The 12,875-nt window shown below is 42.1% G+C and carries 1 protein-coding gene; it reads left to right on the top strand.

All coding sequences use genetic code 11. From position 1 onward, the window contains the following. Positions 1–175: 175 nt before the first annotated feature. Positions 176–12,784, top strand: a complete 12,609-nt coding sequence (locus tag BRLA_RS12435) for a non-ribosomal peptide synthetase (RefSeq protein ID WP_051876119.1) — start codon at positions 176–178, stop codon at positions 12,782–12,784. Positions 12,785–12,875 lie beyond the last annotated feature (91 nt).

Raw genomic sequence — 12,875 nt, 5'->3', positions numbered from 1 at the left:
GAAAAAAAGCTTTACGAGCGTGTGTTTTGGGCGGGTTCCATTGCACACGCTCACCCTTCATTTTTGCACTCATTCATTTTTCTAGATGTCAATTCGATTAGAGGTGTGGATGCAATAGAAGACACCTCGCTATTGTTTAGCGTTCAAATGTGACTAAAAACTTGGAGTGATGTAATTGAAAGCTCTATTTGAAAAAGAAAAAGCTTTTTGGAGCAGTAAGTTTGATGCCGATGATCAAATCGTAATTCTCCCGTATAACAGAACTTCCTCTATTCATAGAAATACCGACAGCTACCAAAGCATTTCCAGTACATTGCCGCCTCAGATTTTCGAAAGAATCAGTTCCATTGCAGGCGGGTCACATATCGCTATCTTTATGATTTTATTAGCTGGTTTAGAAAGCTTGTTGTCCAAATATACGAGCCAAGAAACCATCATTGTGGGTGTCCCAGGATTTCGTACTTCACCTGATGCGCAACAACCACTTTCAAATCAGCTCATCATTTTAAAAAATGAAGTACATAGCAAGAATACTTTTAAATCCTTATTAAACCAAATCAAATCCTCCATTAGTGAAGCAATGAAACATCAGAGTCTTCCTTTTTGGAATTTTATTGATACTCTGAATGTACATTACGATTCGAATCGAGTCCCGATCATTAATACGATCGTGTCGTTAAAGGAGCTCCATACACTAGATTTCGAGGAACATGCTGTTTATGACATCCATTTTCAATTTGGTCTGGAAAATGGCTCTCTTCAATTAAACACCATTTATAACGAAAATCGTTATGATCAAGAGCTGATTAACCAAGTCAGCAGGCACTTATCTCACATTTTATCCATTGTCTTATTTGATCTAGACCTTTCACTAGAACAGGTTGAACTGTTATCAGAAAAAGAGCAGGAACAGCTTCTGCGTACGTTTAATAACACGGCTACCGCCTATCCCAGAGAGAAAACCATTCAACAGTTGTTTGAGGAACAGGTAGAGCGTACACCAAATCAAGTAGCGGTTGTATTACATGATGAGCAACTAACTTATCAAGAGTTAAATGAAAAGGCTAATCAACTAGCAAGAACGCTACGAAACCAAGGAGTCACTAAAGGGCAATTAGTCGGGCTCATGGTTGAACGCTCCTTAGAAATGATCATCGGAATTTTCGCGATTTTAAAAGCGGGGGGAGCCTATGTACCGATTGATCCAGAATATCCGAATGATCGGATTCGTTATATGCTGGAGGATTCAGGAGCAAAAGTATTTGTTACACAAAGTCACATACGGCATCGAGCAGATTTCGCGGGAACGTGCGTACTCCTAGATGATTCAGAGGCTTACAGTGAAGACCGTTCTAACGTAGAGCCAGTAGCAGAAGCAACTGATGTGGCTTATGTCATATATACTTCTGGATCGACTGGAACACCTAAAGGCACGCAAATCAGACACTTCAGTGCTACAAGAGTGGTACTCAAAACCAATTACATCGAAATAAAAGAAGACGATACCTTATTACAGCTTTCTAATTATGTATTTGACGGTTCTATTTTTGACATCTACGGCGCTTTGTTAAATGGGGCAAGGCTGATCCTCATGAAAAAAACAGATATGCTTGACCTTACTAAGCTTAGTAGCGTAATCGAGCAACAGAATGTAACGATCTTCTTTATACCTACTGCCTTCTTCAATACGCTTGTTGACAATCAGCTGACATGCTTTACAAATGTCCGCAAGGTTTTATTTGGGGGAGAGCGTGCATCTGTTACTCATATCCGCAAGGCATTCCATTATTTGGGGCCAGAACGACTCATTCATGTCTATGGTCCTACCGAGAGTACGGTATTTACCACCTTCTATCCCATTAATACTTCTTTTGATGAAGATGTCGCAACAGTTCCGATTGGGAAACCTCTAGCCAATACATTGGTGTACGTAGTGGATCAATTCAATCATCTTAGACCGATTGGGGTTCCGGGTGAATTGTGCATCGCAGGAGAGGGCTTATCGACTGGATATCTCAATAGAGAAGAGTTAAATGTAGAAAAATTTGTTGATAATCCATTTGTGCCAGGTACACCCATGTATCGTACAGGCGATTTAGTCAAGATGCTGCCAGATGGAAATATTGATTTTTTAGATCGGATAGATAAGCAGGTAAAAATCAGAGGATTCCGTATTGAGCTAGGAGAAATTGAAAATGCTCTTTTAGCATTCCCAGAGGTCAACGAAGCCATTGTGGTGGATGGAATAAAGGAAGGAAATAAATATTTAGCCGCCTATTACGTGGGAAAAGAGTCTATTCAACCAGGAGAATTACTCAAAAATCTGTCTGATAAATTACCTGAATATATGGTTCCTGATTATTGCATACCCCTTGACCAAATGCCGCTTACTCCGAACGGAAAGATTGATAAAAAAATGCTCCCATCTGTTGAGGAGACAATGCCAATTGAAGAATATGTAGCCCCCGGCACCTTGCTGGAAGAAAAATTAGCGGAAATTTGGAAGGGGATTTTAGGGCTATCTAAGATTGGAATAAAAGACAACTTTTTTGAAAGAGGCGGACATTCCTTACGAGCAACAGCTCTGGTGTCTACGATTCAGAAGGAGCTACAAAAGAATATCCAGCTAAGAGATGTGTTTTCACATCCGACGATCGAACAACTGGCTCAGCTCATTGAGAATATCGAGCAAACAGCTTATTCTGTTATACCCAATATTGAGGAACAACCTTATTACCCCGTCTCATCCGCTCAGAAACGACTCTATATCCTAAGTCAGCTAGCAGGTGGGGAAATCAGCTATAATATGCCGAATGCTATGTTGTTGGATGGAGAGATCGATCGAGAACGTATAGAAAAAACGTTTCAGCAACTCATTGCGCGTCATGAAATTTTACGAACCAGCTTTGAGCTAGTAGGCGGTGAACCAATTCAACGCGTACATAAAGAGGTTCCTTTCGCCTTGGAATATGTACAGGTTACCAATGAAGAAGAGGCGGAAGGAATCATTCGTGATTTTACAAGAATGTTTGATTTGCAAAGCGCTCCATTGTTGCGTGTAGGACTCATCCAGTTAGCCTATGATCGCCATGTCTTATTGTTTGACATGCACCATATCATCTCTGATGGAACCTCTATGAATGTTCTTATTCAAGAGTTTGCCAGCTTGTATCAGGGAGAGGTATTGCCTATACAACGAATCCAGTACAAGGACTACGCTTCTTGGCAACAGCAGCAGATGAAAAGTGAGTGGTATCAGCAACAAGAAAATTATTGGCTACAAGTATTTTCAAAAGAACTGCCTGTCCTTCAATTGCCTACTGATTTGACTCGGCCTGCTATTAGAAGCTTTGACGGAGGTCTGTTGGAATTTAGAATCGGCAAACACACAAGTGAGGACCTAAAGCAGCTTGCAGCACAAACCGGTTCTACGTTGTACATGGTGCTATTGGCGGTCTATACAACCCTGCTGAGTAAATATAGTGGACAAGAGGATATTATTGTTGGAACACCGATTGCGGGAAGACCCCATGCTGATTTGGAAAGCATGATTGGTATGTTTGTAAACACTCTCGCAATCCGCAACTATCCTGTGGGTGAAAAAACATTCTATGAATACCTACAGGAAGTGAAAGAAGCTTCCTTGAAGGCATATGAGAATCAAGATTATTTATTCGAAGAGCTGGTAGATAAGCTAGATGTAAACCGGGATATGAGTCGTAACCCATTGTTTGATACGATGCTTGTCCTGCAAAATTTAGAAAATCAGGAGCAGGACTTAGAGCAGTTACGCATCACACCATATGTAAGTGAGCATACGATTTCCAAGTTCGATTTAACTCTACATGCGATGGAGGATGCGGATACGCTTCTATGTAGTTTTGAATATGCGACAACACTATTCAAACGAGAAACCATCGAGCGTATGGCAAAGCACTTTATCCAATTGATAGATGGACTTGTAAGTGATCCGCATGCGAAGCTGTCGACCAACGAGATGATGACAACAGATGAGAAGACGTTGATTCTCGAAACGTTTAACAATACGACAGTAGAGGGTGTAGAGGAACAAACCATTCACCAATTATTCGAGATGCAGGTAGAACGCACACCAGATCAGGTAGCTGTTGTTTATGAAGGTGAACATCTGACATACCGTGAGTTAAATGAGCGAGCCAATCAAGTAGCACGAACACTGCGAGCAGAAGGAATAGGCTCAGATCAGCTAGTCGGTATTTTGATGGAGCATTCATTGGATATGATGGTTGGATTGCTCGGTATCTTAAAGGCTGGGGGGGCTTATGTACCGATTGATCCAGACTACCCAGAAGATCGAATTCAGTACTTGCTAGAGGATAGTCAAACAACTATTTTGCTCACGCAGCAAAAATTCTCTGAAAAACTTACTTATAACAAAAAGATTCTTTACCTAGACAATCAAGAGATCTATCAGGGAAATACCACTAATCTTGAACACGTAAACAACATGAATGATCTAGCATATATCATTTATACTTCAGGCTCGACTGGAAAGCCGAAGGGAGCTATGATCACTCATCAGGGGCTTGTCAATTATATTTGGTGGGCTAAAAAGGTGTATGTGCAAAATGAGACCGTTCATTTCCCGCTTTATTCGTCTATTTCGTTTGATTTGACTGTCACGTCCATTTATACTCCTCTGATTTCTGGAAATACGATCTATATTTATAGAGGAGAAGACAAGGTACAGGTCATTTTGGACATCCTTGCAGACAATAAGGTTGGGATCATCAAGCTAACACCTACCCATCTTAAATTAATAGAAGACTACGATGGCACGAACAGTAACATGAAAAGATTTATTGTCGGCGGCGAAACCCTACACACGCAACTGGCTAGCAAAATCCATCGTAATTTTGGTGGGAATGTCCAAATTATGAATGAATATGGACCTACCGAAACCGTAGTAGGCTGCATGCTCTATACATTTGATCCGAATCATATTTCTCAGGACTCTGTACCAATTGGTGTACCAGCGGACAATGTAAGGATTTATGTATTAGATAAAGCTCTGCGTCCAGTGCCAATCGGCTCTATTGGAGAAATGTACATTGCAGGGGATGGGGTTGCCAGAGGGTATTTAAATCGCCCCGAGCTAACCGCGGAAAAATTTATAGAAAATCCCTTTAGGCCTGGGGAAAGAATGTATCGAACCGGGGACCTTGCACGATGGTTGCCAGATGGAAATATGGAATATGCGGGAAGAACAGATGATCAGGTTAAAATCCGAGGATATCGGATTGAGCTAGGAGAAATAGAAGCACGGATCGTAAGCATGGAAGAGGTCCAAGAAGCAGTGGTAATCGCTCGGGAAGACCATGCTGGACTACAGCACTTATGCGCATATATTGTATCGGAAAAGCAATTGATGATTAGTGAGCTAAAAAGCAGACTGGCCCATCAGCTTCCTAGTTACATGGTACCGTCTTATTTCATACAGGTAGACAAAATCACGCATACACCAAATGGAAAGCTCGATCGAAAGTCTTTACCTGCCCCAGAGGATGGCACTATCCAAACAGGAGCAGAATACGTGCCGCCACGTACATGGATGGAATCGAAGCTTGTGCAGATTTGGCAAGAGGTTCTTGGTCTTTCCATGATCGGGGTGAAGGATCATTTCTTTGATATTGGTGGTCATTCCCTGCGAGCTACTCATTTGGTTTCCAGAATTTATAAAGAATTAAATCAAAACCTACCGCTACGGGATGTTTTCCAAAATCCGACTATTGAACAAATGGCAGAAGTATTAATAGGAAGAGAAAAAATTGCCTATACTTCCATTCCCATTATTGAAGAGAGAGAATTCTATCCGGTTTCTTCAGCCCAGAAGCGATTGTATATTTTAAGTCAATTAATTGGTGGAGAAATTAGTTATAATATGCCGAACGTGGTAAGGATAGATGGAGAGCTCGATCAAGAACGTTTAGAAATAGTCTTCCAGAAGCTGATTTCGCGTCATGAAATCTTACGAACTAGTTTTGAGCTGGTAAACGGAGAAACGATGCAACGAGTACACCCAAATGTAGATTTTTCTATCGAATATACTGAAGCCAGTAGGGAAGAGCTCGAAGCCATTATCCAAGGCTTTGTCCGTCCGTTCAACCTTGAGCAAGCTCCATTACTCCGTGTTGGGCTTATTAAGATAGAAAAAGATAGCCATGTTCTAATGCTAGACATGCACCATATTATTTCAGATGGTGTTTCCACAGGGATTTTGATGCAAGAATTTATCAGCCTGTATACGGGGGGAGAGTTATCTTCGCTTCGTATTCAATATAGGGATTATGCAGTCTGGCAACGAGAAGGCGTTCACCGCGAGGCAATCAAGCGACAAGAAGCCTATTGGCTTGAAGTTTTCCAGGGAGAGATTCCCGTACTCAACTTGCCAGTCGATTATGCCCGTCCAGCTATGAAAAGCTTTGAGGGAAGTACGTTTGAATTTGTGCTTGACCAAAAAAGCAGTGATGGATTAAGGCAAATCGCAGCCCAAACCGGTTCTACGCTGTATATGGTGTTATTGGCTGTATATACGACTCTACTGAGTAAATATAGTGGACAAGAGGATATTATTGTTGGAACCCCGATAGCAGGAAGACCTCATCCAGATTTAGAAAATATGATTGGTATATTTATAAACACGCTTGCGATACGTAACTATCCAGCTGGTGAAAAAACATTCTACGAATATCTACAGGAAGTCAAAGAAGCTTCCTTGAAGGCATATGAGAATCAAGACTATTTATTCGAAGAGCTGGTAGACAAGCTCGATGTAAATCGGGATATGAGTCGTAATCCATTGTTTGATACAATGCTCGTCCTGCAAAATCTAGAAAAGAAAGAGCAGGAGCTAGAGGGCTTACGCATTTCATCATATGCAAGTGAACAAACCATATCCAAGTTTGATTTGACCTTACATGCGATGGAGGATACAGATACAGTCCTGTGTAGCTTTGAATATGCGACAAGACTATTCAAACGAGAAACGATTGAGCGTATGGCGAAGCACTTTATCCAATTGGTAGATGGACTTGTAAGTGAACCGCATGCGAAGCTGTCAGCCATCGAGATGCTGACAACGGATGAGAAGAAGTTGATTCTCGAAACATTTAACAATACAGCAATGCAGGATGTAGCAGACAAGACCATTCACCAATTATTTGAGATGCAGGTCGAACGTACACCAGATCAAGCAGCAGTCGTTTATGAGGGTGAACAACTGACGTACCGTGAGTTAAATGAACGAGCAAATCAACTGGCTAGAACACTGCGAGCAGAAGGGATAAGCTCGAATCAACTAGTCGGTATTTTGGTGGAGCGTTCTCTTGACATGTTAGTTGGACTGTTAGGCATCCTGAAGGCTGGTGGAGCTTACGTATCAATTGATCCAGGATATCCAGAAGATCGCATTCGCTATATGCTAGAGGATGCGGGGGTTACGTTCGTAGTTGTACACGGTCATTTGCAGGATCAGATTAGCTTCGATGGATATCAGGGAAAAGGTATCGTAATAGAGGAAGAGGCTTCTTATCAGGAGGATGCATCTAATCTTGTACCAGGAAGCAGCCCGCTTGATTTAGCCTATGTCATCTACACATCAGGATCGACGGGGAAGCCTAAGGGCGTTATGATTACTCATCAGGCGGTTGTCAACCTGATACATGGCATAACGGATCGGATTGACTTTGCAGAAGGCAAATCTCTTCTTTCTGTTACTACCATTTCATTTGATATCTTCGTGCTAGAAACGCTCCTTTCGCTTAGTAAAGGGATACGAGTAGTAATGGCTAGCGAAATTCAACAGACGGATTCACAGGCCTTACGAAACGTCATTTCTGAGCAAAAAATCGATATGATCCAAATGACGCCTTCTCGCATGCAGATGCTGTTATCTTCAGTAGATAGTACAGAGCCGTTTAAAGAATTGCAGCATGTCCAAGAAATTATGCTTGGTGGCGAAGCGCTTCCTATTTCCTTAGTCAATGCGCTACATGAGCATACACCGGCACGCTTGTTTAATATGTATGGTCCGACTGAAACAACCGTATGGTCATCAATTGGATCAGTGACAGCGGGCCAGCCTATTACAATTGGCAAACCAATAACGAATACACAATTTTATATCTTGAGTATGGAAGGTCATCTTCAACCAGTAGGAGTAGCTGGGGAGCTGTGCATTGCTGGTTTGGGACTTGCAAGAGGATACTGGAATCGTCCCGAACTAACGATGGACAAGTTTATCGAAAATCCATTCCTACCAGGAAGTAAAATGTATAAAACGGGTGATTTAGCGAAGTGGTTACCTGATGGAACCATTGAGTATCTAGGTCGAATCGATCATCAGGTAAAGGTGAGGGGCTATCGCATTGAACTTGGAGAAATAGAAGAACAGATAAGGAATTTAAAAGAGATTGAAGAAGCAGTGGTAATCGCACAGGAAGACCATGCTGGGCTACAGCATTTATGCGCATATATTGTAGCGGATCAACCAGTACTTGTAAGCGATGTAAGAAGCACATTGCTGCAAAAGCTGCCTGGCTATATGATTCCTTCCTACTTTGTCCAGTTGGAGCAAATGCCTTTAACACCAAATGGAAAGATTGATCGTAAAGCATTACCTGTACCAAAAGGAAACCTGCAAACAGGAGTGGAATACGTAGCGCCACAGACACAGTGGGAAGTGCAGATCGCTGGTATTTGGCAGGAAGTTCTAGGAATTACTGATATCGGGGTGAGAGATAACTTCTTCGATAGTGGTGGACATTCCTTGCGAGCTACGACTCTCGTTGCCAAGATGCATAAAGAAATGGGAGTGAATCTTCCTTTGCGAGATGTCTTTGCATATCCTACGATCGAACAGATGGCCAAACGAGTATCTGAGATTGATCACGTGGCGCATTTCTCAATTCCTGTCATTTTCGACAGAGAGTTTTATCCGGTATCCTCTGCTCAAAAACGATTATATATTTTAAATCAGATTGAGGGTGGAGGGCTCAGTTATAACATGCCAACAGTCCTAGTGGTAGAGGGACAGCTTCATCGGAAAACTCTTGAAGATGCATTCCAGAAGGTAATCAATCGTCATGAGACCTTACGAACAGGCTTTACGATGATAAGTGGGGAACCAGTCCAACAGATTTATCGTGATGTGACATTTGAGATTGAATACACGCTGGCAAAAGAGGAAGAGATAGCTAGCATCGTTCAAGCATTTGTGCGTGAGTTTGATCTTGCAAAAGCTCCACTTTTACGGGTAGGCTTGATTGAACTTGAAACAGATCGACATGTTTTAATGTTTGACACGCATCACATCATTTCTGATGCGGCTTCATTAAGTATTTTGCTTCAAGATTTGGTTCAGTTATACACCGGCGAGGAACTAGAACCGCTCCGAATTCAATATAAGGATTACGCCGTATGGCAACAGGAAGAAGTGCAAAGCGAACGCATCCGAAAACAAGAAGCATACTGGCTGAACATTCATGGAAATGAAATTCCGGTTCTGAATTTGCCAACGGACTATCCAAGACCTGCTTTGCAAAGCTATCAGGGGGATATCCTTGAATTTGTCATCGATCAACGAAGAAGTGAAGGACTCCGACAAATTGCTGCACAAACAGGTTCCACCTTGTTTATGGTCTTATTGGCTGCATATACCACCTTGTTGGGTAAAAGCAGTGGACAAGAGGATATTATTGTAGGAACTCCAATAGCGGGAAGACCGCATGCAGATATTGAAAGCCTAATTGGTATATTTATTAATACACTAGCGATTCGTACTCAGCCAATGGCAACAAAAACATTCTACGAATATGTCAGAGAAGTTAAAGAGCATGCACTACAAGCCTATGAAAATCAGGAATATCCGTTTGAAGAGCTAGTAGAAAAATTACAGGTAGCTCGCGATTTTAGTCGCAATCCGCTGTTTGATACAATGTTTGCCTTACAAAACGTGGAGCAAGGTAATCAGACCATCGAAGGGTTACAGCTCAGACCATTTGAAGGAGAGCATAATGTCTCTAAATTTGATCTAAGCTTATATGCAAATGAAGATGATAAAAACATTGTGTGTACTTTCGAGTTTGCTACCTCATTGTTTAAGCGTGACACTATCAAGCGAATGTCAGAGCAGTTCCTACAGGTCATTGACAGCATAGTGGCTGATCCAACCGTAAAGCTGTCTACCATTGAGATTGCTACTGCGCAAGAGAAAGAGTTGCTACTGCACACCTTTAATGATACAGCAGGAGATTATCCAAGAGAGAAAACCATTTATCAATTGTTTGAGAGTCAAGTGGAACGTACCCCTGAGCAGATAGCTGTCGTTTACGAAAATGAACAGCTCACCTACCGGGAATTAAACGAGCAAGCAAATCAACTGGCTCGAATCCTGCGATCCGAAGGTGTGGGAGCCAATCAGTTAGTTGGAATTATGGTGGACCGTTCCTTAGACATGATGATTGGGTTAATGGGGATTTTGAAAGCTGGAGCCGCCTATGTTCCAATTGACCCAGATTATCCGGACGAACGGATTCGCTACATGCTGGAAGATTCGAAAGCGAATTGGGTAGTGACACAGAGTCATTTACAGGAGAGGATAGCTTTTGCAGGAAGCTTGATCCTTATGGATGAAGAGTCTGCGGATGATCAGCATGAGCAATCTAACCTTGAACCTATTAGTGGACCTACTGATTTAGCCTATGTTATTTATACATCAGGCTCAACAGGTAAGCCAAAAGGCGTCATGATTTTACAGCGTGCAGTCGTAAACCTATTACAAGGCATAACCGATCAGATCGACTTTACCCAAGCAAAAACACTTCTTTCCGTGACGACGATCTCATTTGATATTTTTGTGTTAGAGACTCTACTGCCGCTGTGTAAAGGTGTAAGGGTAATTTTAGCAAGTAGCCTTCAGCAAACTGACCCGAGAGCATTATGTGATGTGATTGAAAAACAGCAGGTGGACATGATCCAAATGACGCCTTCTCGGATGCAAATGCTGTTATCCTCGGAGCACATTCACTGCCTACAGGGATTACAAGAAATTATGCTCGGTGGAGAAGCACTGCCCGCTTCCCTGATCAAAGCCCTGCACGAGACCACCCAGGCACGCCTGTATAATATGTACGGCCCAACTGAAACAACGGTGTGGTCATCGGTGGGAGAACTGATAGACGGAGAACCGATAACAATTGGTAAACCGCTTGTAAACACTTCCTTCTATATTTTAAGCGATGAAAACCACCTCCAACCGATCGGGATAGCAGGTGAACTGTGCATTGCAGGAGAAGGATTGGCAAAAGGCTACTGGAATCGTCCTGAGCTAACAACCGAAAAATTCGTAGAGAATCCATTTATAACCGGGGAAAAAATGTATCGCACAGGAGATTTAGCAAAATGGCTCCCTGATGGAACCATTGAGTATCTGGGACGAATGGATCACCAGGTAAAAATTCGAGGTTATCGCATTGAGCTTGGAGAAATTGAAGCGCTACTCCTACAAATTCCTTCTGTTCAGGAAGCGGTAGTTATTGCAAGAGAGGAGCAAGCGGGACAGAAGCAGTTGTGTGCTTATTTTGTGGCAAATCAACAGCTTACAGTAGGTGAAATCAGAAATTCGCTGTCACAAGATTTACCTACTTATATGATTCCATCGTTTTTTATCCAGCTTGAACAGATGCCATTGACTCCAAACGGCAAAATGAATCGAAATGCACTCCCGACTCCAGAAGGTCATATTCATCTAGGAGTGGAGTACATCGCTCCACAGACACCAACGGAGGTACAATTGGCTACTATTTGGCAGGAGGTATTGGGTGTTTCTAAAATTGGTAAGAATGACAACTTCTTTGAATTGGGTGGGCATTCTTTACATGTACTTGAATTAATCAGGAAAATCTACACAGATATTCGGGTCGAGATCCCTATACGTGTAGTGTTCGAGATGCCAACTGTAGGCGCGATGGCCGAAGAAATAGTACGATCTATGTTTACAAAAAATAAGAGTAAACCAATCACAAAATTAAACGAGCATGGACGCTTACATGTGTTCTGCTTCCCGCCAGCAATCGGGTATGGCATGGCATACATCGAAATGGCAAAATTACTTGAACACCAGTGCGTATTGTATGGTATGGATTTTATTGAGGAATATACAAATGACGAGGAATTAATGGAGCAATATGTCAAACTCCTCACTGATGTACAGGGACATCAACCGTACGTGTTCCTAGGTTATTCAATAGGTGGTAATTTGGCATTTGAAGTGGCAAAAGCAATGGAGTCAAGAGGCTACGAAGTAAAAGATATTATCATGCTAGATTCCATTATCAGAAGTGGGGATTCTGACTCTTCAAAAGAGGACGCCTTACAGGAAATCGCTACTCTCTTAGAAGACACACCTGAACAGTACAAGCATCTTGTGACGCCTTCCTATACAAATAGAATCTATTCGTACGCTAGATATCGGAATCAGCTTGTTAATGAGGGGATGGTTCAAGCCAATATCCATGAATTACTAGCATCCGATTCTCAGAAAGTGGGCTCGACAGTAGAATCTTCTTGGTCATGGAAACAGGCAACTCATGGAAATCATATGCAATATCAAGCGGTGGGAACCCATGAAGAGTTGCTTGACCCTGAAATGATTGAGGGGAATGCAAGCATAGTCCGCATGATCTTACAGAAAATCATCGATGAAATGTATGCTGTCTCTACCCATGCAACAAATGATTTTCGTTAAAGACCGCGGTAAAGAATCATAAAAGATACGGGCATGACGTCGCGAATCGGAATTCGTGAGCGTCATGCCCGTATTTTTTTGCAACATATGG

Source organism: Brevibacillus laterosporus LMG 15441 (assembly GCF_000219535.2).
In the GTDB taxonomy this organism is placed as follows: domain Bacteria; phylum Bacillota; class Bacilli; order Brevibacillales; family Brevibacillaceae; genus Brevibacillus_B; species Brevibacillus_B halotolerans.
Note: the sequence above shows the minus strand (reverse complement) of the source record. Positions and strands in the feature narration are given on the sequence as shown.